Origin of the sequence: Synoicihabitans lomoniglobus (genome assembly GCF_029023725.1) — a bacterium.
GTDB lineage: Bacteria > Verrucomicrobiota > Verrucomicrobiia > Opitutales > Opitutaceae > Actomonas > Actomonas lomonigloba.
This window is the reverse complement of sequence record NZ_CP119075.1, coordinates 2068125-2092801: the sequence shown is the minus strand read 5'-3', so window position 1 is coordinate 2092801 and position 24677 is coordinate 2068125. Positions and strand designations below refer to the sequence as shown.

The window sequence follows — 24677 nt, the reverse complement described above, 5'->3', positions numbered from 1 at the left end:
GGGACTTTGCTTGACTCATGAGACAAATCGCCCGGTCGAGCCCGGCACGGTGTGCGTGTGTGGAGATTCCAAATGGAGCGGGAAGTTGGCCTTCATGGGGTAAAGTGACAGCTGAACACTTCGTGTTCTCTGCGGTGGCCAGACCGAAAAGGAAGCGAACTGCCGGAAGTTGATCCACCAGAGCAGGTTTGGCCAGCTCCAATTGGAATAGGTCGCGGCGGAGTATGGGATGAGCACGCTCCCCCACCCGCTCACCGGTTACTGGTGCTGATGCTTCGCTCGGCGGCTAGACCGTGCGCTTATCTTGCAGCAGGTGCTCGCAGATTCTCGGGATGGCGTCGCCGCGGGCGTCTTCCAGGACGTAGTGGCCGGCGTCTTCTAGATACATGGTCTTGGCCTGAGGCAGTCTCGTCTCCCACTCCTTGAAGAACTGGTCGTTGAAGCAGAAATCTCGGCCGCCCCAGAGGATCAGGACGTCGCGATCACGGAATTTGGCGATGCCGTCCTCCACGATTTGCAGCGTTGGCCACGTCGGGTGGCTGGGGCGCATCGGGATGTCCTGCACAAAGGCACTCACCGCCACGCGGTTGGCCCAACTGTCATAGGGATACAGGTAACCGCGGTTCTCGTCGTTGCTGAGCGCGCGGCGGCTCATGGCCATCCAGGTCGCAGGCCACGCAAAGGCGTTCACGCCGCGCACCAGCGCGGGGCCCACTCCGCCGAATTTGCACAGGGCAATGCGGCGCGGGAGGTGGATCGAGGTGAAGGCCGCCGTGTTGAGAATCGTGATACGGCCAATGAGGTCCGGGCGGCGCTGGGCAAAGCCGAAACCGATGGCGCCCCCCCAGTCGTGCACGACGAGATCGACTTTGGTGAGTCCCAGTGACTCGACGAGCGCCGCAATGTCGTCGATGCGGGTGGCGAGCGTGTAGGCATAGTTTTCCGGCTTTTCCGAAAGTCCCATGCCGATGTGATCGGGCACAATACAGCGTTTCTTCGGCGCGATGGCTTTGACCAGATCGCGGTAGTAAAACGACCAGGTGGGATTGCCGTGGAGCATGAGCACGGCTTCGGTGCCCTCCCCTTCGTCGACATAACTCATGCCCGCCCCGCTGGGCGTGGTGAAGCGTTGTGGTGTGAACGGGTAAAGTTCGCGCAGCCAGGCCGGGAGATGGTTCATGCGAGGGACAACGCTGTTTTCACAGGAGGAAACGGAGGTAAACGGAGCCAACAGGCTGCGGATGCGACGCGTTGATTTTTACAGAAGGGAACGAAGGGAAACAAAGCCACTAGGATGTTGGTGTTTAAGGCCGGGACCCCCCGGAGCGGAAAGCCCGAACTTGGATTCCAGTTACTACGTCTTAAATTCATCAATCGGTGTGCTCTGCGGTTGGTTTTCGTGCCTCTACGTCTTCGTTCTCTTCGTTGCCTTCTGTAAAACAAATCAGTGAGTCGGCCAAAGTAAGTCACCATGCGAGGGATAGAACTGTTTTCACAGAAGGAAACGAAGAGAACAATGCCACCTCACTGCTGGCCCAGCCTATTCCCTCAACTTCGTGACCTCTGTGCCCTCTGTGTCAAAAAATACCTGCCTCTCAGCCTTCGTTCTCTTCGTTGCCTTCTGTAATATCAAGCAGCCTGCGGATCAGTCGCTACCATTCGAGGCCGAGCATTAGGCAATTGAGGCCGCTGCCAATTCCCAACAGGGCGACGCGATCGCCCTTTTCCAGCACGTTTTGATCCGCTGCCGTGGCTAACGTGACCGGGAGCGCGACCGAGCCGGTGTTACCTAACGTCTCGAAGGTCGAAAAGTCTCTGGTCAGATCGAGATTGAGCGCTTCGTAGAGTTTGCGTCGGTGGGTGCTGCCAACTTGGTGGCAGATGAAGCGATCAAAGCTTTCCCGGTCGCCGCCGACTTCGGTGCAGAACTCGGTCCAGGTTTCTTGCGCGAGTTGGATGCCCGCCACGAGTAGGGCTTCGGAATCGGTTTGCATGGCGAGCGAATCTGCCCCGTGGGTGTCGCCTTGGCAAAGTTCGCTGTGCACCGTTGCCGCTCGCGCCGTGCCGCCGAGCAGGCGGTGCCCGTGCGGCGCGAGGGAGTCGTGACAGAGCACGGCCGCGACCGCGCCGGAACCGATGGTGAGGTTGGCGAAATACGGTTTGATCTCCTGCCGGCTCAGCGGCTTGTCCAGCAACGTCCGCAAGGTGTGTTCGACGAGTGGGCCGCCGTTTTCGCCCGAGACGACGAGGGCGCATTCGATCTGACCGGATTCGATCATGCTGGCCGCAACGGTCATCGCGTTGAGAAAGCCGAGGCAGGCATTGGATACGTCGAAGATCTGCGCGCTGGCGGGCAGGCCGATCTTGCGATGGGCAAACGACGCCGTGGCGGGTTCGAGCATGTCGCGCGATACCGCGCAGTGCATGAACAATTGCACGCGATCGGCGGACAGCGCCGATTTCGCGAGCACTGCCCTCCCCGCCGCCGCGCTGGCGTCGGACGGCCGCGTGCCCATCGGCCAGACACGGCGCTCTTTGATGCCGGTCATGAGTTCGAGGCGTCCTTCGGGCAGTTTCAGCCGTTCGTAGAGCGGCGCGAGGCGTTGCTCGATGCCCGCCGACGTCAGCGCCTCGTCGGGCAACGCGACGGCAATGGATTCTATGACGGTATGGGCAAAACGCATTTAAGCAGGCTGATTTTTACAGGAGGGAACGGAGGGAAACGGAGCGCAGGGTGAACTGGTTTTTACAAAAGGAAACGAAGAGAACTAAGGCGGTGAGGCAGGTGTTTGATCGGGCCTGAGATGGTGAGACACGGTCGTCTCTTATTTGGTGGGTTATGGGTTTAGTTGCGGGTTAGGCAATCGGGTTGTGCATTGCCCCCCATGGGGGGCAAGATTTTTGCCTCCGCCTGCATCGGGCTCAGGTAGCCCAGAGAGGCGTGTTTGCGGAATCGGTTGTAGAAGACTTCGATGTAGTTGAAGACGTTGGCGCGGACTTGGGCTTCGTTGGCAAAGACGTGGTCGCGCACTGCGGCCGTTTTGTAGCGACCAAAGAAGGACTCCATCGCGGCATTGTCGTAGCAGTTGCCCTTGGCGCTCATGCTCGGGTGCATTTTCAGCTTGGCCAGCAGGCGTTGGTAGCGATCCGCGGCGTAGGTGCTGCCCCGGTCGCTGTGATGCACGATGCCGGCGCGGACTTCGCCGCGGGTTTGCACGGCGTTTTCCAACGCGGTGCAGACCAGGGCGGTGTCGTTGCGATCGGAGACGCTCCAGCCGACGATGCGTCGGGTGCATAGATCCATCACCGTCGCCAGATAACACCAGCTCTCGTCCGTGCGCAGATAGGTGGTGTCGGCCACCCAGATCTGATCGCGATGCTCCGGTTTCCCCAACTGCTTGAGTAAGTTGGGATGGTAGCCAAACAGATGCTCGCTGTCGGTGCCCATCGGCTTGAACCGGGCATGGGAGCGGCCGACCAACTCCAACTCGTGCATCAGGCGCAGGGTGCGATCACGGCCACAGTCCACGCCCTGCTCACGCAGATGTTGGTGGACCGGCCGGTAACCGTAGGGGCCGCAAGCCCGACGCACGACTTGCTCGATCACTGGCTTGATCGCTTCGTCCTGCTCTCGGCGGACCGAGGGTCTGGCCTCGATCCAGCGGTAGTATCCGCTGCGCGAGACGCCGAGCGCTTCGCCCATCTCGGCCACGTCATACCTGTGCTGATGTTTTCGCATGAACACGAAGCGGCTCACTCGTCCTTGGCGAAGTAGCTCACCGTTTTTTTTAGGATCTCATTGATCCGCTTTTCTTTCGCCAGTTGCTTGCGCAGCTGGTCGATCTCGGCGGCCAACTGGGTCGGGCTCGACTTCGCGTGCGGCGGACTCGCCGCATCCATCTCGGCCAGTTGCTCGCGTTTCCAGCGGTAAAGCAGACTCGGGTTCACATCCAACTTCCGGGAGACCTCCGGGGCACTCAGCCCGTCCATGATCATCAGCCTGGCGGCTTCGCGCTTAAACTCGGCGCTGTGTCGGTTTCGTTTCACTTTAGGTTTCTCTTTCTAAGAGATTCCCGTGTCCATTTTTCTCAGGCCCGATCACCTTCTGTAGAAAAGATCCGGTGCCGAAGATGCATGGTGCTGGCTCTGTTCTTCTCTGTTTTCTCCTGTTAAAAATTCATTTCGGGGGCGGCCCGATTTCCGGGCGCATCGCGAGGCGGACGATTTCGGCGTCGAAGAAATTGCTGCCTAGGCCGGCGTCGACGACGAGCGTGGCGCCGTTGTGGCCGCTGCTTCGTTCGCTGAGCAAATACACGACGGAGTTGGCGACTTCTTGGGTGGCGAGGTTCTGTTTCCGGAAGGTCAGTTTCTCGGCATACAGGTAGCTTTCCAGATACCCGGGAATGCCGGCCGACGCGCTGGTCTTGAGCGGGCCGGAACCGATGACGTTGAAGCGCACGCCAGGCGTCGGGTTGAAGGACTTGGCGAGGAAACGCGTGGCCGATTCGAGGGCGGCTTTGATGGGGCCCATGTAACCGTAGTTGTCGGGCGTGACGGTGAGTGACGAGATGCCGATCGTGACTACCGATGCGCCGGGCGCGAAGTGCGGTTTGAAGGCGTTGGCGAGCTCGACGAGGGAGAACGCGGAGATCGCAGTCGCCTGCAGAAAGTCGGCACGTTTCGTTTCTTCGAACGGTTTGAAACCCTCGCTGTAGTTGGCGAACGCGATCGAGTGCACGAGACCGTGAATCGGGCCGTGACCGGCCGCGATGATCTCGGCGGCGAGACGCTGGGACGCGCCCTCTTCCTCGACGTCGCAGATGAACGTCGGCTTATCGGCGAGAAGCTTCGTCAGCGACGCCTTGCGGGCTGCGGAGCGCACGCTGTAGACGACCTTGGCGCCCTGCTCTTCCAGCGTTTTCGCGGTGAGCCACGCGACGCTTTTGCGGTTGGCGACGCCGACGACGACGATGGTCTTGCCGGTCAAATTGAGGAAGTCAGGCATGCGTGGGCGGTGGAGTTGTTTTTACAGAAGGCAACGAAGAGAACGAAGGCGGAGTGACAGGTGTGTTTTTAACACAGAGAGCACGGAGGGTTCACAGAGGTCACGGAGTTAAGGGGATGAGAAATGATTGCGATCCGCCAGCGGTGGGTTGGCTTTGAGTAACTCAAATCGCGTCCCTTTGTCGAGTCGGGCATAAAGCCCTACCCACAAGTAAGTTACCCTCCACAATGTGGGTCGGGCTTTACGCCCGACATTCTGCGTTGCGGTAAAAAATGCTGCGGCGGGCGGGCTCAGTTTTTCTCTGTTACCTCCTGTGAAAGAAAACGTCGTGCTTATTTGGATTCGGGCGTCTTCCAAGCGACGGCGTAGTTGACCGAAAGCACGCGAGTGCCGTCGCTCTTTTTGACCAGTCCCGACATCATCGTGAAGCCGCCCATGGCTTCTTTCTTCGTGACTTCGATGAGGACTTCGTCGCCGGGAAACACAGGGTTGCGAAAGCGCACGTCGCTGATCTTCGCGAGCAGTGGCACGCCCTCTCCCGGCGCGGCTCCGGCGGCTTGGGCTTGCAACGACATGAAGGCGGCACCGGCTTGGAAGACGGCCTCGCATAGGAGGACGCCAGGGGTGATCGGGGATTCCGGGTAGTGGCCCTGATAAAAGTCTTCGTCGGCGCGCCATTTGCGGCGGGCGGTCAGCGCGGTGTCGTTGTGCTCGACCACTTCGTCGATGAACAAAAACGGCGGGCGATGCGGAATGAGATCAGTGATGGAGAGAGACATGAAAGGAAAAGGTGGTATTTGGGATGGCCCACTAAATCACACTAAAAGACACGAAACAGTCAGCTTGGTGAATTGCCCACGGAACACACGGAACGTGTCGAAAAGCTTCCGTGTATTCTGTATTTTACGTGGGCCGACCGTATCATACATCAAGTTTTAGTGTGCTTTCGTGTGATTTAGTGGGCCAAAAATAGATTATTTGGCGGCGGTTTCGGTGGCGGCCTTTTGCTTCAGGGCGAAGAGGGCTTTGTCGATTTTGTTGGAGGTGATGACGCCGTAGTTGATGGTGCCGAGCCAGCCCGACATGATGATGCCGACCGATCCGGCGTGGTAGAGCCCGGGGAGTTCGGTGGACAAATCCATCGAGACTTTGAGGCCTTCGAATTTGGTGCCAAAGGATGTGCCCGCCATGTGCGTGGTGTAACGCTCGATGGTGCGCGGCGTGGCGGCTTCCATCCAATCGATCTTGCCGCGCACGTCGGGGATGTAGCGTTCGAGCGAGACGAGCGCTTCCTCGATGAGGCGCTGCTTGTGGGTCTCGTAGTCTTCGGGTGAGAGGTCGTTCCAATCCGGATACTTGCCGTTGAGCGAGGCCACCACGGTGTAGCGATCCTTGCCGGGGCGGGTTTCCGGATAGTAAACCGAAAACGTGCGGCTGGTAGTGTGGAAATCGACGAGTTCAGTGCTGCTGTATTCGGGCGCGTCGGACGTGAAAACCAAGTCGCCGATGTGCGGAATGGATTCCCCTTTGCGGATGCCGAAATACACCTGACACGAACTGGTGTTGATGCGCACGGCTTCGGCGGCGGCGGCGAATTCGGGCGAGAAATTGTCGGCGCCCGCAAGGCGGAAGACGGTGTTCTTGATGTTGGCGTTGGAGAGCACGGCCTTGGCGCGGATGTGGCGACCGTTGCCTGCGACGACTCCGGCGACGACTTTTTGGCCGTCGCGTTCTTCGATGATGAGTTTTTCGACGAGCACGTGTTTGCGGCACTCGACGCCGTTGTCTTTGAGGACCGTGACCATCTTCTTGATGAGCAGGTCGGAGCCGCCTTGGAAGGTGTAGACGCCCGCGCCCATGAAATTGGAAAACACGATGCCGTAGGTGATCGCGGGGTCTTCGGGCGTGGAGCCGTTGGCGTAGGTGATGGGCTCCATCAGGAGGCGATGCACGTCGGGACGGCCCGGGAAGAAGCGCTCAAACATCTCGCCGGTCGTCTCGGTATTGTCGTCGTAGAAATTCATCGACCGCAGGTGCGTGTAGAACGCCTCGACGGTGTCGCGCTCGACTTTGAACTGCTCGACGAGCACGCGGGTGTAATCCTCGCGGGTGAAGTCGGTCCAGACATCCATCTGGGGATTCACGAAGCGCACATCCTTGAGTTGCACGATCGAGTCGGCGATCTCTTGGGACCAGTATTTGCGGCAGGATTTTTTCATCCCCACGGGAAATCCGTGCAGGGAAATATCGAAGATATGTCCGCCTTTGCGCGTGAACCACGTGGCGAGTCCGCCGTATTGATAGTGGTGTTCGAGCAGCAGCACCTTGTGACCGGCCTTCGCGAGGCAATTTGCCCCGGTCAAGCCGCCCAAGCCGCTGCCAATGACGATAACGTCATACTCATCGTCGACACCTTTTAGCCAGTCGTAAGCCATGAAGCGGATGAGTGAAGACTGCCGGGAAGTGAGCGCAACCTTGGTTTTTCAGGGTTATTTCAACCCCGAATGTTGGAGCGGTGAGGCAAAACTTTTTTTAACCACAGATGGACTCAGATGGCTTCGCTACCGCTACGCGACGTGTTCACAAGACAGGGCTTCATCCAGAATCTGGATCTGTGTTAATCTGTGTCCATCTGTGGTTAAACCAACCCTCACCCTACCCGCGCAGGACGTGGTAGTTGGCCATCGATATGCCGCTGAGCATGGCGCCGATGATGCCGAGGAAGCCTTGGTCCGTGCCGCAGAGGTAGACATTGCTCAGGTTGGTGCGGCCTTGGCGATGTTTGAGGGGCGAACCGTAGATGGCCCCACCGAAGTGGCCCGTGAATTTCTCGACCGTGCGCGGCGTGAACATGTCGGTGGCGATCGCGGCGCCGGTGAGATCGGCGTCGCTCACCGTCGGCAGGAATCGCCGGGCGCTGCGTTGGATGGTCTCATACCATTGCGCCTTGGCCGCGAGGTAGTCGTCTGCGGGTAAGGCCGACCAGGCCGTGTAGTTGGCCAGGCAGGTGCAGCGAAATACACCTTCGGGGAGCTCGCGACCGTCTTCGTAAGCGAAATTGTTGGGGAAACAAATCACGCCGCTGCGCGGGTCGACTTGGTCGGTAGCGGCGGCGTAGTCGAACCGCGCGGAGTCGTTGAAAAACACAATCGTGTCGTCGCCCCACCCCAGCGCCGCCGGTTGGCGATCGAGGATGGTGATCGTCTCGACAAAGGAGAGTGCGCCGACCGGCAGGCGCGCGGCGGGGGTGTCAGTCGGCGAGACGATGAGGCGCTCGGTCTCGGGGGCGCCGATGGACGAAATGATGTGGTCGGCCGTGATGACTTCGCCGGTGTCGAGTTCCAGAGCGGAGGCTCGTGTGCCGTCGTTTACGATGCGGGTGATGCCGCACTTCATGCGGCGTTCGCCGCCGGACGCACGATACTTGTCGGCCAGGACGCGCAGGATGACCCGCACGCCGTCGAACGGCCGCGCGAAGCCTTCGAGGAAGAGGGCTTTGAACATGATGACGAACTGGCCAAACTCCATGTCGTGCTCTTGGGCGCTGCCGTAATACATGACCGGGCAAAACAGCATGTCTTCCAGCAACGGATCGGTGACGTGACGGCGCACGACAGCGCGAGCGGACTCCGGTTGCGCGTCGAGCCCGACATCGTCGTAGGTGCGGATCAGCGCCACGAGCTGGCGGAAGCCGTCAATCTGGGTCGGAAACGCCGCCGCCACTTCGCTTTCGAACACCTCGAAGTCGTTGGTGAACGTGAGCGACGTTTCGCCGTTGGGACCGAAGGCCACCCGGGAACGCTTTTGTTCGCTGAGCTGAAATTCGTCACGGCTGATGCGCAGCTGGCGTAGCAGCTTGGTGAGCGGCGTGCCTTTGACGCCCGGCCGCACGAAATTGGTCAGAGCGTGCAGGCCCACATCGAACTTGCGTCCCTGCTGACTGTAGAAGCTGTTGAGCCCACCGATGGCATTGTGACGCTCGAAGACGCAGACCTGCTTACCAAAGTGCGCGAGACGGATACCGGCCGCCAAGCCGGACATGCCGGCTCCGATAATGACGACGTCGTAGTGCGTGGATGAGTTCAACCGGCGGATGAAATGAAGTTCGGGGGAACAGGCCAAAAGAAAACCGAGTCCCCGGAGGACTCGGTTGTAAGATCGGCGGAAACCGAAGGGGGACTTACTTGCCCAGGGCCTCGAATTTCGGGGTGAGGTATTCCGCGCAGCTGTCGAGGGACGCGAGCTCCGGGTAATCGGCTTCGGGCACCTCGATGTTATGGCGCTTGCGCAATTCCATCACGATATCGAGGAAGTCCATCGAATCGAGTTCGAGTTGATCGCGCAGTTTCACCTCGGGCTTAACGTTGCTAAGTTCTTCGTCGGGAGCAACATCGGCGATAATGTCGAGCACTGCCTGCTTGGTTTCTTCTTTGGTCATTTGGCGTAAAAGGACAACCCTAGGCGGTAAACCGCTTCACGATCAACGTGGAATTTATGCCCAGCATACCGAATGAATTGTTTAGAATCGCATCCACCTTGGCGGCTTTGACCGGTTTATTGAGCACGAGACCCGGCAGCGCGCATTGCGGGTCGAGGTTATCGACGTTGATGGTCGGGTGCACGGTGAGGTCCTCAAATGACGGCAGATTGCCCGCCAATTCGAGGGCGCCGGCCGCGCCCATGGCGTGTCCGATAAAGCTCTTGGTATTGTTGATGTGGGTATCGGGGCAGCCCTCGCCGAAGACCTCGCGCAGGGCGCCGCACTCTTGAATGTCGCCCTGGGGCGTGGCGGTGGCGTGCGTATTGACGATGTGGATATCCGAGGCCTTGAGGCCGGCGGACTTGAGCGCCTTGCGCACGCACTCGGCCTGGCGGGTGGGATTGGGCAGCACGTAGTCGCTGGCGTCGCTGTTGACGCAGTAGCCGCCGATCTCGCCGTAAATTTTGGCGCCGCGCTTCTGGGCGTCCTCGAGGCGTTCGAGCGTGTAGAGCGCCCCACCCTCGGCGATCACGATGCCGTTGCGGTCCTTGTCGAACGGACGGGAGGCCTTGGCGGGGTGCTTGTGCGTGGCGAGCGCGCCTTGGGATTTGAAGCCGGCGTAGATGCCAAAGGTGTGGATGCTCTCGCTCACGCCACCGCAAATCGCGAAATCGACCTCGCCCAAGCGGAGCATCTGCGCGGCGTGAATCAGGCCGAGATTGCCGGCGGCACAGGCAGCGCCGATGGCGTAGGCCGGACCGGTGATGCCCATGTTAAGAGAAATCTCGCCGGCCGGGTTGTTGGCGACGGTGCGGGGATTGTGGTAGTGCGACCAATACTTGGTATCGTAGTCGAACTTCGAGATGGCGTAGATTTCGTTCTCGGTCTCGACGTTGCCGTGCTCGGTCGTGCCGATGTAGATGCCAATGCGGTCCTTGTCGAAGGCGTCAAAATCGACCTGGCTGTCAGCGACGGCTTCGCGGGCGCAGTAGATCGAAATGGAGCCGGCCCGGGTGCCTACGCGCACGGCTTTGCGCTTTTGGTATTTGAGCGGATCGAAGTCGCAGACGCCGGCCAGGGACTGGCCCATGTAGCGGACGTCGAATTTTTGCACGCCCGACACACCATCGAGCAGATTTTGGCGGTATTCGGACAACGTGTTGCCGTTCGGGGCCGTGAGTCCGATACCCGTGATGACGATGCGCGGTGGTTGATACGACATGCTCAAAAGAAAAACCGCTAGCCAAGCAGGCCGATAACGCAATACAAGCCTCCGTAATGAATGTCCTCGTCGTCGGTGGAGCAGGTTATATCGGAAGTCATTGCGTTCGGCAGCTCGTGGAAGCGGGTCACCGGCCGGTCGTGTTGGACAGTTTGGTGTTCGGGCACCGGGGGGCGGTCTCTCCCGAAATCCCGTTTTATGAGGGAGATTTGGGCGATCCGGCTGTGGTCGGCCCCATTCTGGAGGACGAAAAGATCGATTTGGTCATGCATTTCGCCGCGTTTGCCTACGTGGGCGAATCCGTGACCGATCCGTTGAAATATTATTTCAACAACGTCGTCGCCACTCTGCGGCTGCTCGAGACCATGTTGGAGAAAAAGGTGATGCGCTTCGTTTTCTCGTCGACCTGCGCGACCTTTGGCATTCCCGAACGCATGCCGATCACGGAGGATGTGTCGCAGTTACCGATCAATCCTTATGGGCAGACCAAGCTCGACATTGAGAATGCGCTGAAGGCGATCGCGCACGCTCACGGCATGAGTTTCGCGGCTTTCCGCTATTTTAACGCGGCCGGTGCCGCCGAAGATGCGAACATTGGTGAAGCGCATGATCCGGAGACGCATTTGATTCCGTTGGCCATCGACGCCGCCACCGGGCGGCGCCCCGCTCTCAAGGTATTCGGGAACGATTACCCTACCCCGGACGGCACCTGTCTGCGCGACTACGTGCACGTCGACGACCTGAGCCGCGCCCACATTGCCGTTTTTGACAAATTGGCCGAGCCCGGCACGGGATTGTTCTACAACCTCGGCACGGGCACACCGACGTCGGTGCTGGAAGTGATTCAAGCGGTCGAAAAAGTTTCGGGCATGAAAGTGCCGCACGAATACGCGCCCCGACGCGCCGGCGACCCGCCCGCGCTCTACGCCGATTCGACGAAGGCCAAGACCGAGCTGAATTGGGAAGTGAAATACCCGACCATCGAGCCTATCGTGGCGACCGCGTGGGCGTGGCACAAAACACACGCCGTCGGTTACGACGATTGAACGGGGAGGAAAAGGTAGGGCGGGTTCGCCGAGCGCGCCGTGGTGGAGTGGTGGTGTCGCGATGCTGGGTGGACGTGTGCAGGCGTTTTACGGCGAAACCGCCCTACCTCGTCGATGGTGATAGTGCTCACCTACGTGATGAATTTGGTCGCTGGTGCGGCGAAGCAGATGCTATCGCGAGCGAGCTCGCTCCTATGTGGGGATTCGTGTCGGTGTGCGCGGGCCGAACGAGGTTCATGGATCGGCGTAGGCTGCCCGCTTGCGGGCGCTTTTGACGGATGCGCGGTCAGCCGGTTGGCGCGAGCGAGCTCGCGGCCTACACAGTTCGGAGCGGATCCGGCGGTAAAGGTAGAGCGTGCTCGCCGAGCGCGCCTTGGCAGTGTGGTGGAGTTGCAATGCTGGGTGGATGTGGGCGGCGGGCGGTTTACGGCGAAACCGCCCTACCTTCACGAAGAGCGTGATATCGTTGTCCGGTGGATCGTAGTCACACCTGTTGAGAGGCAGGTGCTATCGCGAGCGAGCTCGCTCCTACGTTGAGGTTCGTGTCGGTGTGCGCGGGGATGGATCGGTGTAGGCCGTCCGCTTGCGGGCGCTTTTGACGGATGCGCGGTCAGCCGGTGAGCGCGAGCGAGCTCGCGGCCTACGTGGTATCGAACGGGGCGGTGATGGTAGGGCGTGCTCGCCGAGCGCGCTGTTTCGCTGTGTCGGCCGCTGTCCCGTCCCCATGGACTCCGTCGGTTAAACCGCCCTCCCCTTCGTGAACTAGGAGACGGGGTCGTCCTTTAGGCCGAAGGCGTCGATGCGTTTGCGCAGCGTCGTGCGGGTCATACCCAGTCGCTCCGCGGCTTTGGCTTGGTTGCCGTCGAGGGCTGCGAGGACGCGGGTGACCATCTCGCGCTCCAACCGGCTGAGAATGGGTTCCTCGTCGGCCGCCAATGCCGTGTGCAAATAGTCCAGGGCGCCGGCGACCGACATCGTGGCGGGGGCACCGCCGCCGGTTTCGGTCGCGGGCTCGCTGCCGGCCAGAATCGGGGCGGCCGAATCCATGGCGGGACTGGCTTCGAAGGGCGAAATCGTGCCGACGGCCGAACGGATTTCGCTCGGGAGATCCTTGGGCAAGATCGCGTCGCCTTGCGCGATGACCGCGCTGCGATAAATCACGTTTTCCAGTTCGCGGACGTTGCCGTGCCAGCGGTAGCGCGTGAGCACATCGATGGCCTCGGGCGACACTTTGGAGACGCGCGTTTTGCGGGATTTGACGAGATTCTGGAGGCAGAAATCGATGATCTGGGGAATGTCGTCCGCCCGCTCGCGCAGCGGTGGCATCTTGATGCGCACGACGTTGAGGCGGTAGTAAAGGTCTTCGCGGAACTCTTTGGCCGGGACCATTTCCTCCAAGTTTTTGTTGGTCGCGGCGATGATGCGGACGTCGACCTTGATCGTTTCGGTGCCACCCACGCGCTGGATCTCGCCCTGCTGGAGCACGCGCAGAATCTTGGTCTGCGTCGCGAGCGCCATGTCGCCGATTTCATCGAGGAAAATGGTGCCGCCGTCACAGAGCTCGAACTTGCCGATGCGTTGTCCGGTGGCGCCGGTGAACGAACCTTTTTCGTGACCGAAGAGCTCGCTCTCGATGAGGTTGTCGGGGATCGCGGCGCAATTGACCGCGATGAACGGTTTGGAGGAACGGTGGCTGTGCTTCCAGATCGAGCGCGCCACGAGTTCCTTGCCGGTGCCGCTCTCGCCGGTGATCATGACGGTCACATCGCTGGCGGTGACTTGGCCGATGATTTTGAAGACCTCCTGCATCGGGGCGGAGGAACCGACGATGCCCTCCTTGTAATCCTCGCTGTTAATGGTCGGTTTGTAGTCGCCGACCGCCTTCATCTCGCGATTGGCCTGCAGGGCGGTTTCGGCCAGAGACAGCACCTTGGCCGGGTCGAACGGCTTCATGATATAATCGAACGCCCCAAACTTCATGGCTTCGATGGCGGTTTGGGCGGTGCCAAACGCAGTCATGAGCACGACCAATTGCTTGGGGTTGGTGGAGCGGATGTGTTGCAGCGTTTCGATGCCGCTCATGCCGCCCATGCGGATGTCCAAAAAGATCAGATCCGGAAACGGACCTTTTTTAACCGCGGCCACCCCTTCTTCACCGCTGGCGGCTTCGTTGATCTGGTAATCACCCGACGACAGGACGCGGCCGAGAGAATAGCGTATTTCATCGTCGTCATCGATGATCAGGATGGTGGAGGACTTCGAGTTGGCTGCGGTCATGGAGAAAAGCGGGAATGCGTGCGTCAGTCCAAACGAGGGCCGGGTGCGCGCCTGAACGGCAGTGCTTAGACCGCCCCGTAGTGTGGTCAATGCACTTGTGTGCATGGGGCCGGTCGTTCGTCGTGCTAATTAGGGACTGGGAAGGCATCGGCTGCCGCAGGATTTTGAAGTAAAACGGCGGATATTGGAATCGGGGGAAAAAACTCCTTGCCTTCAGTTCCCCAGCTTGGATTGTCCCCTCTCTCCCGGGCCCTTAGCTCAGCTGGAAGAGCGCCTCAATGGCATTGAGGAGGTCAGCGGTTCGATCCCGCTAGGGTCCACCAACTTTTTAGCCGTCCCCCCCGGGGGGCGGCTTTTTTGTGGGCTGGACAAGTCGATGCGTTTGGCGGTGCCAGTCATTTTGACGAATATATGATTTCGGAGGGACGACTTCCACGTCGTTCGCATCTGCCTCTCAGCGCACCAGCCAAGCGGCTGAAACTGGGATCTGCTTACTCGCTGAGCCTGATGACCGTCTTGAATACTTCGGCGCGGCGAGTCGGGGGGCTTCCGACGGGACGGATGGACTTGAAAGCCGCCAGAACAGCACGGTCAAACGATCCGCTGCCGGATGACCGCGTGATATGGGCGTCGGTGATGGCCCCCGAGAGACTCACGCTGAATTGCACCCCGGCTTCGCGTAGCTCGGTGATGCCGGCCGCTTCCATGGACTGGCGAATCCGTTGGATGATGAGTGCCACGTAACGCCTCGACATATCGATTTCGTTCGACGTCATGGCGGTGCCCCCGGCGCCTTCGGTCACCCGGCTGGTGGACCGGTCGAGCACCTGGTCGACGTTGATGGTTTTGGCCGTAATCGGTTTCGGGGTGTTGCGCACAGGCTGGGCCTTGGGTTGACCATGCTCCGACTTGAAGTCGTCAAAAGAAACCTGTTCCCGAACCGGCTCGATTTTGACCGCCGGTTTCTCCGGTGCTTTTTCGATCTTGGGTGGCGCCTTTTTTACTACCACGGGTTGCGGGGCGGGCTGCGGCGCAGGTTGGGGAGTAGGCTGCGGCCGCGGTGGCGTGGGTCGAGGTTGTGGCGCGGGCAAGGTCAACGAGACGGCCGGTTCCGGCGCAGGGGTCGAGGGGGCTTCGGTGGCGGCGTAGTTGTCGCCCGGATCTGGCACCAGTTCGAACATTTTGTCGGGTTCGTCCTCCGTGCGCTGTGACCACCATGCCATAACCAGCAAACCCACCAACGCTCCGATGTGCAACGCCGCCGACAGTCCCGTGGCGCCGGGTCGCAGCGAAGTGGAGGTGGCGGTGGCGGAACTGGTCATGGGCTGGGTCTCACGAAAGGGCCGACGTATTATTGGTCGGTAACCTGCGTATCGAAGGTGATGCGGGAAAGATTCTGCGATTTCAACGCGTCCATTACGGTGATGAATTGCTGCGCGGTGGAATCGGCGTCCATCCGGATACGAAACACCGGCGGCTTGGTTTGTTCCGCGTAAGGTGCGAGCGCCACTTTCAGGCCGGCCATGGCGATCGCCGTGCCGGCCAGATCGACCGTGCCGCCTGCGCGAATGGTGATGGTTTCGAACTGCGTGTCGGGATCCGGGTTCGCTTGATCACTGCGCGACTCGACCGGCAGATCGACCGGGATGGTTTGCTCCTGATTGATCAACGGCGTTGCGATCATAAAGATGATCAACAACGTGAACCCCAGATCGATCAGGTTGGTCACGTTGAGCTCCGAGATCGGAGCGGACTGACGTTGACGGCGAAAGTTGCGGGCCATGGCGGAAGGTGTCCGGTTCGGGAGGAGGTCCGTTTAGCTGGATTCGAGTTCGATGCGGTCGGCCAGTGAACTCGCGTAGTTCTCGATTTCCGTGATCAGCCGCTTCGTGCTGGCGAAGAGAAAGTTGTAGCCGAAGACCGACGGAATGGCCACGACCAGACCGGCAATGGTGGTGAGCAACGCCGCCGACACGCCGGGAGCGAGCGTTTGGATGCTGGCGGTTTGTTGCACCGACACCGCGCTGAAAGCGTCCATCACGCCCCACACCGTGCCGAGCAGACCCATGAACGGCGCGCCGGAGACGATGGTGGCGAGAAACACCATGTTGGACTCGTAGCGCAGCACTTGCCGGGCGAGTGCGCGTTGCAGCGCGTTTTCAGTGTGCTCGAGACGAAAGCGGGAGGTGTCGACACCCTTGTCTTGTCCGATCGAGGCGGCTCGCCAGTAGGCATCGAGAGCATCGGAAAACAAGTCGCCGTAGGGAATGGCGCGCCGTTCGCGAAAGGCTTCGGGGGCGTCGAGCAAGGTGCGTTCGCCTCGCAGGCGTTGTTCGAAGCTGAGATTCAACAACCGCAGCCGTTTGAGCTCCATGTGTTTGTCGATCATGATCGACCATGCGATGAAACTGAAAATCACCAACCCGATGGTGATGACCTGCCCCACCAGCCCGGAGCTGAGGAAGGATTGGATGACGTTGGTGACGGCGAAAATGGGGGTGATCACAATGAATTATGGCTGTTTGGTTACAAGTGGTTACTCCCTCGGCGTGCTTCAATGGAAAAGCCATGAAACTGACGCGGCGAGTTTCATGATTGCGCGGGGGGTATTCGCCTAGTTCGGTCTGCGTTCCGCTTTTGACTTTGATTCCCATGGACTTCCGCCAAGCCACTCTCGACGAATTACGCCAAAACTCCGCCGGCCTCGAAGGCAAACTTGCCGTCGTGGGTCTCGATGGGTTCGTCGACACCATCGTCACGCCCGTCGCCCTCCGCTCCGGCCAGGGCGACGATTTCGAAGCCATACCCACGATCAAGGATTTCGGTGAACGCATCGTGGGCGCCGCCGGCAAGAGCACGAACCTCGAGCTGTATCCGCGCATGGACAAGCTCGGCGGCAACGGCCCCATCATGGCCACGGCCCTGCTCCAGCACGGTTTCGCCCTCAAATACATCGGCTCGCTGGGTCGTTTCGCCATCCATCCGGTGTTTCAGGAAATGGCGAGTCGCTCGGAGATCGTTTCGCTGAGCGATCCCGCCACGACGATCGCGGTCGAGTTCGATGACGGGAAGCTGATGCTCGGCCAGATGCGCAGCCTGGATGAGGTGACGTTTGAGCGCATGGTTGAAAAAATGGGCATGCCCGCGTTGGAGCAGGCTTTCGGTGCAGCCGATTTGGTAGCGTTGGTCAACTGGACGATGATCCCGGGCATGAGCGAAATCTTCCGCGAACTCGTGGAGACCGTTTTACCCAAACTCCCCGCGCGTGATCGCGTGTTCTTTTTCGATTTGGCCGATCCCGAGAAACGGTCCGAGGCTGACTTGCTCGCCGCGCTGGAATTGATCGGTCGCTTCGGCGCCTTTGGCCAAGTCACGCTCGGCCTGAATCTCAAGGAAGCGCAGCGCGTGCATCGCACCATCGGTTTTCACGCCTTGCCCGAGGACGAAGCCGGCCTGCGCCAGATCGCCGCCGACATCCGCGAAAAGCTCAATTACGCCACGGTCGTGGTGCACCCGAAGGAATCCGCCGCGTGCGCCACCGCCGAAGGCACTTACTGGATTCCCGGACCTTACGTAAAGAAACCGCTCATCACCACCGGGGCCGGCGATCACTTCAATGCGGGCTTTTCCACCGGACAACTGCTCGGCCTGAGCCCGCAGGCTTGTCTGACCACGGGCGTGTGCACCAGCGGTCACTACGTGCGCACTGCCCAGAGCCCCACCCTCGCTGACCTCGAAAGCTTCCTCGCCAACTGGTCCTGAGTAATCCATTCTAACCCCATGCCCGCAAAAGAAACTCCTCTGGGTAAACTGATCTCCTTCGAAGGCGCCGAAGGCAGTGGGAAATCCACCCAGATCGCCCGACTCGCCAAGCGTCTCGCCAAACACAAACACGACGTCCTCAGCGTCCGCGAACCCGGTGGCACCGAGATCGGTGAACAGGTGCGCAACATCATCGTGCACAATTCCAGTGGCGACGAGATGTGTGCCGAGACGGAGTTGCTGCTTTTCGCCGCCGCCCGCGCCCAGCTCGTGCGCGAGGTCATCGCGCCGGCGCTCCTGAAAGGCACCATTGTGCTCAGCGACCGTTTCATGGACTCGTCCACGGTTTATCAAGGCATTGCCCGCAATCTCGCCGCTGATCCCGTGAGCATGATCAATACTTTCGCCGTCGGCGAAGTCATGCCGGCGCTCACCGTCGTGCTCGACGTGCCCCCCAGCGTATCCAAAAAACGCATCCGCCAGCGCGCCTCCGATGTGCCTGATCGCATGGAGCGCGAGAACATCGATTTCTTCACCAAAGTCCGCAACGGCTACCTGCTGCTCGCGAAGAGCCTGCCCGATCGCATCGTCGTCATCAAAGGCACCTTGTCGGAGTTGGAGATCGAACGCGAAATCTGGAAGGTCGTCAAAAAGACGATCGCCTGAGCGCAGGCTCGCTTGTCGTTGCCCCCATGCCCGCGTTGACCTGGCCGGACTCGCTCCAAGGCACGCCCGCCGTCGCCGTCATCGAACGTGCGATCGAGCGCGAGCGTTTGTCGCACAGCCTGCTCATCACCGGCGCGGAATACGAAACGCTGGTCGCCGTCTCGCTGGCGATCGCGGATCGCCTGTTGTATCCGCCCCACGGCGCAGCTCCCGCCGTGCGCTTCGCGCCCAACGATCACGCGGACTGCCACAACCTTCGCCCCGAGGGCAAAGCACGCTTCATTAAAGCGGATGTCATGCGCAAGTTCATCGGCAAGCTGTCCGTCTCCGCCGCCACCGGTGATCACAAAGTCGGCATCGTGCACGAAGCCGACCGCATGAATGTGGCCACTTCGAACATCTTCCTCAAAACCCTCGAGGAGCCGCCGGCCAATACCACGCTGCTCGTGCTGACGACGCGGCCCTACGCGCTGTTGCCGACCATTCGCAGCCGTTGCCTCAATTTCCGTTTCCCGTCGGCCGAAGTCGGCTACCTGCCCGATGGCTGGCGGGCATGGATTTCCGACTACCAGGCCTGGCTGGGGCGGCTCTCCGCCGGCGTGACCGATCGCGGTGCCGCAGCCGATGCTATTTTTTCCGCCTATGGGCTCACGGCGCGCTTTGGCGTCATTTTGGACGCGGCTACTTCCGAGGCGTGGAAGGAACAAAAAACCGACCTGCCTTCCGATTTGGCAGATGACGAAAAGGTCGCGATCGAAACCGGGCTCTCCAACGGGCTGCGCCTCAAACTCTTTGCCGGCATCGAACACGCCACCCGCGATTTTGCCCTCGAGCACATCAGCACGGGCGACGAGTCGTTCCGCCGTGCGTTTACCGGTGCCATTGAAAAACTGGAACACTCCGTCGGTCTGTTGCGTGTGAACCTCAACGCCCAGACCGCGCTGGAAAGTTTCATGCTCGCCTCGCTGCGCCTTTGGGCGGCGCGCAGCTGAGTAAGAAGGTAGGGCGCGCTCGCCGATGCGGTGGTGGTCGGCTCCACGATCCGACCATCGCAACGCGTGCGGCGGTTTTGGCGAAATCGCCCCACCTCGAACGGCTCCACCGCGGGCGGACACATCGTTCGGCCTGCGTCTTGCTTAACGCTGATGGGCGGGACGTCGTTCCGGGGCTTGCCGCGCGCGCGACGCGTGTGGCAGGTTGCCGGGCTCTGTCCGTTTTCACGTCATGACCACATCTGTTCGACCCACCTTGATCGCGTTGGCGCTCCCCATTTTTGTGGAGCACGCGCTGCATGTGCTCACGAGCACGATCGATGTGTTCATGGTGAGCACGATCGGTGACGACGCGGTGGCGGCGCTGGGAATTTCCCATCAATTCGTGGTCCTCGCGATCATGGTCTTCGGATTCGTAGGCATCGGTAGCAGCGTGGTCGTCACGCACTGTCTCGGCGGGAACGACAAGACCGGCGCTCATGCGACCGGAGTGACGGCGGTGGCGGTGAATTTTTGGTTGGGCATCCTGCTCAGTGTCATCATCACGCTGAACGCCAGCGGTCTGTTGCGACTCATGCAGTTGCCGGAGGCGCTTTTCCAATACGCGCAGCCCTATCTCGTGATCCTCGGGGCCACGCTTTGGCTCGAAGCGCACAACGTGGCGGTCGGGGCGGTGTTGCGCGCCCACAATCGTGCGTCCGATGCGATGTGGATCACGATCACGCAGAACGTTTTCAATGCCGTGGGCAACGCGGTGTTGCTCTTCGGTCTGTTTGGCGCGCCGCGGATGGGCATCATCGGCGTCGCGCTCGCCACCGCCGCCAGTCGCGTGGTGGCGGCGGCGTTGTTCTGGGCCATGCTACGGCGTCGCACCGGCATCACCATTCGACTGGTCGATTTGGTGCGGATTCCCCTGCCCCGGCTGCGTCGAATCCTGCGCATCGGTTTGCCGTCGGCGGGCGAGCATCTGTGCTGGTGGATTTCGTTCATGACGATCACCACCTTCACCGCGCGGATGGGGGCGACGTCGCTCGCGGTGCAGTCCTACACGATGCAGGTGATGCATTTCGTATTCGCCTTCAGCTTCGCCCTGGCCTTGGCCAACGAAATCCTGCTCGGCTACCACGTCGGGGCCGGAGAGTTCGAACACGCCTATCGCCGATTGCTCCGCACCCTCAAACAAGGTCTGGGCATCATCATGATCGCGGTGCTGCCCGCGGCGCTTTTTGGCGGCAGTATTCTCGGATTGTTCAGCGACAACACCGAGGTGATCGTGCTGGGGGCGTTGTTGCTAAAAATGGCGCTGCTGATCGAACCGGGTCGGTTGTTTAACATGGTCATGGTGTGCGGACTCCGCGCCACCGGTGATGTGACGTTTCCGCTCAAACTCGGTCTCATCGGCATGTGGGGTATCTGGGTGCCGCTGTCGTGGTTTCTCGGGTTGTATTTGGGCTGGGGGCTGCCGGGATTGTGGACTGCGATGATCGTGGACGAGTGTTTCCGCGGTTCGGTGATGTTTCGCCGCTGGAAAAGACGGGACTGGTTGCCGCACGCCCAACGCAGCCGCGCTGGCGTGGAAGCCAGCCTGGCCGAAACCGCCGCCGCGTAATCCCGCAATCAACCGGCGTGCGCTCGCACGCATTGCACCAGATCGGTCCGCGCCTCCATGTGCGGATTGTGGCCGGAGTTGGCGATCGTCTCGATTTGCACGGACGGAAAATGTCGACGAATGACCGCATGGTCGGCGGGCGCGATGTAGCGAGATTTGCCGCCGGCGATAAACAGCGTCGGACCGTCGAAGGTGTCGGTGGGCGCCAGAGGATTGCGTTCCAAATCGGGTAGCGCGGCGGTGATGACGGGCAGGTTAATGATCCAACGCCAGCCACCGTTGGCTTCGTCGCGTTCGAGATTGGTGGTGATGAATTTTCGCATGCCCCAATCGGCCACGCGGGATTCCATGCGCAGCTCGGCCTCACCGCGGGAACGGATTTCGTTCAGGCGCAGTTCGTGCATCGCGGCAAATTCCGCCCGGTGGCCATGGGAAAGGTAGTCCTTGGGCGCGATGTCGACGACGATCAGGCGACGCACGCGTTCCGGATGCTGTATCGCCAGCACCATGCTCACTTTGCCGCCCATGCTGTGCCCCATGAGGTCGATTTGGTCGATGGCGCGGGCGTCCATCCAAGCGAGAACGTCGCCGACCAGCGCGTCGTAATTCATGGGCTCGGCATGCGGAGATTTGCCGTGATTGCGCTGATCGAGCGCGTGCACGTGCCAATCCTGAGCCAAGTCCGCCCCGGCGCTCATCCAATTGCGCGACGAACCTAACATGCCGTGCAGCACCACCATGGGAGGGTTTCCGGCGCCGCCTAAATCTCGTGAGGAAAGATTAACCACGAAACACACGAAATACACGAAAGGCCGTAGACCAAGCCTACAACGCGAGCTGAAGCAGAACCGATATTTTGAACCGAAGCTTAACGCCCTGCTGATGCAATATTTTCGTGTATTCCGGGTGTTTCGTGGTTTCGCTCCTCCGCCATGCCCGCGCCGAAGAAGTTAACCCCGATGATGAAGCAATACTTCGAGGTGAAACGTGCCCTGCCGAAGGGGGCGATCCTGCTGTTCCGTCTCGGTGATTTTTATGAGATCTTCTACGAAGATGCCGAAATCGCGTCCCGGGTTTGCGGCATCACTCTGACCAAGCGCCAGGATTATCCCATGGCGGGCGTGCCGCATCACGCTATCGAGAATTACGTGCCCAAACTGCTCGCCGCCGGTCACAAGGTGGCCATCTGTGACCAAGCCGAAGCCGCCGTGCCCGGCAAACTGGTCAAGCGCGCGCTCACCCGGATTCTCTCCCCCGGCACGACTCTCGCCGCCAACCAGCTCGACGAATCGCGCAACCACTATTTGTGCGCGTTGCATCGCGACAAAAAGGGTCTGCATGCGGCGTGGCTCGACCTGTCCACCGGCGAGTTCCAACTCGCGACGGATGCGCGCGCGGACAACCTGCTCCCCGTCCTCACGGCGCTCGAACCCGCCGAGCTGCTGCTCATCGAAGGCGACGCCGCCACTTGGCGCGAGGCGCCGCATGACGATGTCGACGCGCATGCCTTGCGCGATTTTTGCGCCGACCGCCTCGTCACGGAGTTGCCGGGTTACCATTTTGAAATCGCCGAAGGCGCCCGCACTGTGCTCGACGCGCTGGGCGTGCTCAACCTCGAGGGGTTTGGTCTGGACGAAAAACATCCCGGCCTCGGTCCCGCCGGGGCCTTGGTCCACTACGCGACGGAAAACCTCTGCGCCAAACCCGAAAACCTGCGGGCCCTACAGGAATATCGCAGCGCCCGCACCCTGCTCATCGATCCGGCGACGTTGCGCAATCTGGAGATCTTTCAATCGAGTCGCGGCTCGCGAGCGGGATCGTTGCTCACCGCCATCAACCGCACCAGCACCGCGGCGGGCGCGCGACTGCTGGAGCGCTGGCTCAGCGCGCCCGAACTCGATCTGACCGAAATTCGCCGCCGTTCGGCGACCGTTGGCGAGCTGCTGGGCGAACCCATGCTGCTGGGCGAGCTCCGCGAGACGCTCGCCCACATTCGCGACATTCCCCGCATCCTCGGCAGGCTGCAAAATCGCCTGCGCAACCCGCGCGAGCTCGGCGGCGTGCGCGACACGTTGGGGCAGGTGCCGGACATCCACCGCTTGCTCTCCGACTTCGGCCAAACGCTCGCGACGGATTACCCGGCTCGCATCGCCGAGCTGCCGGAATTGCGCGATCTGTTGCAACGAGCGCTCTCTGATGAGATGCCCACCGACATCGCGGAAGGCGGTGCCATCCGCTCCGGGTTCGATCCCGAGCTGGATCGCATTCGCAACCTCACCCGCGATAACAAGACGTGGTTGTCCGAGCTCGAAAGCGCTGAGCAAGCGCGCACCGGCATCAAGAGCCTGAAGGTCAAATACACCGGCAATTTCGGTTACTACATCGACGTTACCAAATCGAATCTGCACCTCGTGCCCGACAACTACATTCGCCGCCAGACCACGGTGAACAGCGAGCGTTTCGTGACCGATGAACTGAAGCAGAAGGAGAAGGAAATCCTCCACGCCGAGGACAACGCGCTGGCCCGCGAGCGCGAACTTTTCGCCACGTTGATCGAGCGCATTTTGGATGAGTCGATCACGCTCAGCCACAGTGCCGCCGCATTGGCCGAACTCGATGTTTTGGCCGGTTGGGCCGTGCTCGCGCGCGAATGGGACTACCATCAGCCCGAGCTCGACGAAAGCGACGTGCTCGAGATCACCGAGGGCCGTCATCCGGTGGTCGAGCAGATGCTCAAAGCGCCCGATACCGCCATCATTCGCGGCAATCAAAGTTTCGTGCCCAACGACTCCCTGCTCTCGTCTTCGGGCGAACAGTTGGCCTTGATCACCGGCCCCAACATGGCGGGTAAATCGACCTACATTCGCCAAGTCGCATTGATTGCCCTGCTCGCCGAAATCGGGTGTTGGGTGCCCGCCGCCAAGTGCCGGATTGGTTTGGTCGATCGGATCTTTTCCCGCGTGGGCGCCAGCGATGATCTGGCCCGCGGCAATTCGACCTTCATGGTCGAGATGAACGAGACTGCCAACATCCTCAACAACGCCACGGATCGCTCACTCATCATCCTCGATGAAATCGGTCGCGGCACCTCAACCTACGACGGACTGAGTATCGCGTGGGCCGTCGTCGAGCACCTGCACGGTTCATCCGAGCAAGGTCCGCGCACGCTCTTTGCCACGCACTACCAAGAGCTCACGCAACTCGACAAACACTTGCCGCGACTACGCAACTACAGCGTCGCGGTGAAAGAATGGAACGACGACATCATCTTTGTGCACCGTATTCAATCGGGGGCGGCGGACCGCAGCTACGGCATCCAAGTCGCGCGCCTCGCCGGCTTGCCGCCCAGCGTGATCGACCGCGCCAAATCGATTCTGGGAAAACTCGAGTCCGACGACACCTCGGTCGAGTTGTCCGCCCCGCAAGCAAAGCCGAAGAAGAAAATTTCGGTGAAACCGGCGGACGATTCGCAGCTCAGTTTGCTCTGACGAACTGAAACGCGCCCGCCCGCGGGCGGCCTACGTTTGAACCGAAAGGTCTGACGCTCGTAGGCCGCAAGCTCGCTCGCGCTTCGGGGCAACGCGGACCGGGTGGCACCGGTCCCTCCGTGGAGAGATC

At 60.7% G+C, this 24677-nt stretch carries 21 protein-coding genes and 1 tRNA gene; 7 read left to right on the top strand and 15 right to left on the bottom strand.

The features are described from left to right. Positions 1–286: 286 nt before the first annotated feature. The 10 genes from PXH66_RS08170 to PXH66_RS08125 form a co-directional block, all read right to left on the bottom strand. Entirely contained in the window at positions 287–1180 is an 894-nt protein-coding gene (locus PXH66_RS08170; protein WP_330927522.1) for an alpha/beta fold hydrolase, read from the bottom strand. 472 nt (positions 1181–1652) lie between these two features. After that, entirely contained in the window at positions 1653–2684 is a 1032-nt protein-coding gene (locus PXH66_RS08165; protein WP_330927521.1) for a 3-oxoacyl-ACP synthase III, read from the bottom strand. A 161-nt stretch (positions 2685–2845) separates the two neighbouring features. Then, positions 2846–3739, bottom strand: coding sequence for an IS3 family transposase (locus PXH66_RS08160; protein ID WP_330932026.1), 894 nt, complete (start codon positions 3737–3739; stop codon positions 2846–2848). Positions 3740–3753: 14 nt separating this feature from the next. Continuing rightward, positions 3754–4047 (bottom strand): transposase, encoded by a 294-nt coding sequence (locus PXH66_RS08155; RefSeq protein WP_330932027.1) that lies wholly within the window; start codon positions 4045–4047, stop codon positions 3754–3756. A 130-nt stretch (positions 4048–4177) separates the two neighbouring features. After that, positions 4178–5005, bottom strand: a complete 828-nt coding sequence (locus tag PXH66_RS08150) for an enoyl-ACP reductase FabI (protein WP_330928982.1) — start codon at positions 5003–5005, stop codon at positions 4178–4180. 332 nt (positions 5006–5337) lie between these two features. Beyond that, positions 5338–5784, bottom strand: coding sequence for a 3-hydroxyacyl-ACP dehydratase FabZ family protein (locus PXH66_RS08145; protein WP_330928981.1), 447 nt, complete (start codon positions 5782–5784; stop codon positions 5338–5340). A 195-nt stretch (positions 5785–5979) separates the two neighbouring features. Further along, positions 5980–7440 (bottom strand): phytoene desaturase family protein, encoded by a 1461-nt coding sequence (locus PXH66_RS08140; protein WP_330928980.1) that lies wholly within the window; start codon positions 7438–7440, stop codon positions 5980–5982. A gap of 220 nt (positions 7441–7660) precedes the next feature. Next, complete coding sequence (locus PXH66_RS08135; RefSeq protein WP_330928979.1) at positions 7661–9091, bottom strand: phytoene desaturase family protein; 1431 nt, start codon at positions 9089–9091, stop codon at positions 7661–7663. A 94-nt stretch (positions 9092–9185) separates the two neighbouring features. Next, positions 9186–9443 (bottom strand): acyl carrier protein, encoded by a 258-nt coding sequence (locus tag PXH66_RS08130; RefSeq protein WP_330928978.1) that lies wholly within the window; start codon positions 9441–9443, stop codon positions 9186–9188. A 19-nt stretch (positions 9444–9462) separates the two neighbouring features. Beyond that, a complete protein-coding gene (locus PXH66_RS08125; protein ID WP_330928977.1) occupies positions 9463–10707 on the bottom strand; it encodes a beta-ketoacyl-[acyl-carrier-protein] synthase family protein in 1245 nt (414 codons plus the stop codon). A 56-nt stretch (positions 10708–10763) separates the two neighbouring features. Here PXH66_RS08125 and galE point away from each other — a divergent pair, with 56 nt between their 5' ends. Further along, positions 10764–11753: a UDP-glucose 4-epimerase GalE gene (gene galE, locus PXH66_RS08120; RefSeq protein ID WP_330928976.1), complete on the top strand. Its 990-nt coding sequence runs from the start codon at positions 10764–10766 to the stop codon at positions 11751–11753. Positions 11754–12515: 762 nt separating this feature from the next. Here the strand turns inward: galE and PXH66_RS08115 are convergent. Further along, a complete protein-coding gene (locus tag PXH66_RS08115; protein WP_330928975.1) occupies positions 12516–14030 on the bottom strand; it encodes a sigma-54-dependent transcriptional regulator in 1515 nt (504 codons plus the stop codon). 247 nt (positions 14031–14277) lie between these two features. Here PXH66_RS08115 and PXH66_RS08110 point away from each other — a divergent pair. After that, a tRNA-Ala gene (locus PXH66_RS08110) sits at positions 14278–14353 on the top strand. A gap of 168 nt (positions 14354–14521) precedes the next feature. Here the strand turns inward: PXH66_RS08110 and PXH66_RS08105 are convergent. From PXH66_RS08105 to PXH66_RS08095, 3 genes are read right to left on the bottom strand one after another with little or no spacing between them, the layout of a single operon-like run. After that, positions 14522–15352, bottom strand: coding sequence for a TonB family protein (locus PXH66_RS08105; RefSeq protein ID WP_330928974.1), 831 nt, complete (start codon positions 15350–15352; stop codon positions 14522–14524). A 29-nt stretch (positions 15353–15381) separates the two neighbouring features. Next, on the bottom strand, positions 15382–15813 hold the full coding sequence (locus PXH66_RS08100) for an ExbD/TolR family protein (protein ID WP_330928973.1): 432 nt from the start codon (positions 15811–15813) through the stop codon (positions 15382–15384). A gap of 33 nt (positions 15814–15846) precedes the next feature. After that, entirely contained in the window at positions 15847–16536 is a 690-nt protein-coding gene (locus PXH66_RS08095) for a MotA/TolQ/ExbB proton channel family protein (RefSeq protein ID WP_330928972.1), read from the bottom strand. Between the two features lie 146 nt (positions 16537–16682). Here PXH66_RS08095 and PXH66_RS08090 point away from each other — a divergent pair, with 146 nt between their 5' ends. The 4 genes from PXH66_RS08090 (at position 16683) to PXH66_RS08075 (ending at position 21059) form a co-directional block, all read left to right on the top strand. Next, positions 16683–17792 (top strand): PfkB family carbohydrate kinase, encoded by a 1110-nt coding sequence (locus tag PXH66_RS08090; RefSeq protein WP_330928971.1) that lies wholly within the window; start codon positions 16683–16685, stop codon positions 17790–17792. Between the two features lie 18 nt (positions 17793–17810). Continuing rightward, positions 17811–18458 (top strand): dTMP kinase, encoded by a 648-nt coding sequence (gene tmk / locus PXH66_RS08085; protein WP_330928970.1) that lies wholly within the window; start codon positions 17811–17813, stop codon positions 18456–18458. 26 nt (positions 18459–18484) lie between these two features. Further along, positions 18485–19450 (top strand): DNA polymerase III subunit gamma/tau, encoded by a 966-nt coding sequence (locus PXH66_RS08080; RefSeq protein WP_330928968.1) that lies wholly within the window; start codon positions 18485–18487, stop codon positions 19448–19450. Positions 19451–19682: 232 nt separating this feature from the next. Next, complete coding sequence (locus tag PXH66_RS08075) at positions 19683–21059, top strand: MATE family efflux transporter (protein WP_330928967.1); 1377 nt, start codon at positions 19683–19685, stop codon at positions 21057–21059. Positions 21060–21067: 8 nt separating this feature from the next. On the opposite strand, the gene PXH66_RS08070 is transcribed toward PXH66_RS08075, so the two are convergent. Beyond that, positions 21068–21799 carry an alpha/beta fold hydrolase gene (locus PXH66_RS08070; RefSeq protein WP_330928966.1) on the bottom strand — a complete coding sequence of 244 codons (732 nt, stop codon included), beginning with the start codon at positions 21797–21799 and terminating at the stop codon, positions 21068–21070. A 192-nt stretch (positions 21800–21991) separates the two neighbouring features. Here PXH66_RS08070 and mutS point away from each other — a divergent pair, with 192 nt between their 5' ends. After that, a complete protein-coding gene (mutS, locus tag PXH66_RS08065; protein WP_330928965.1) occupies positions 21992–24547 on the top strand; it encodes a DNA mismatch repair protein MutS in 2556 nt (851 codons plus the stop codon). Positions 24548–24677 lie beyond the last annotated feature (130 nt).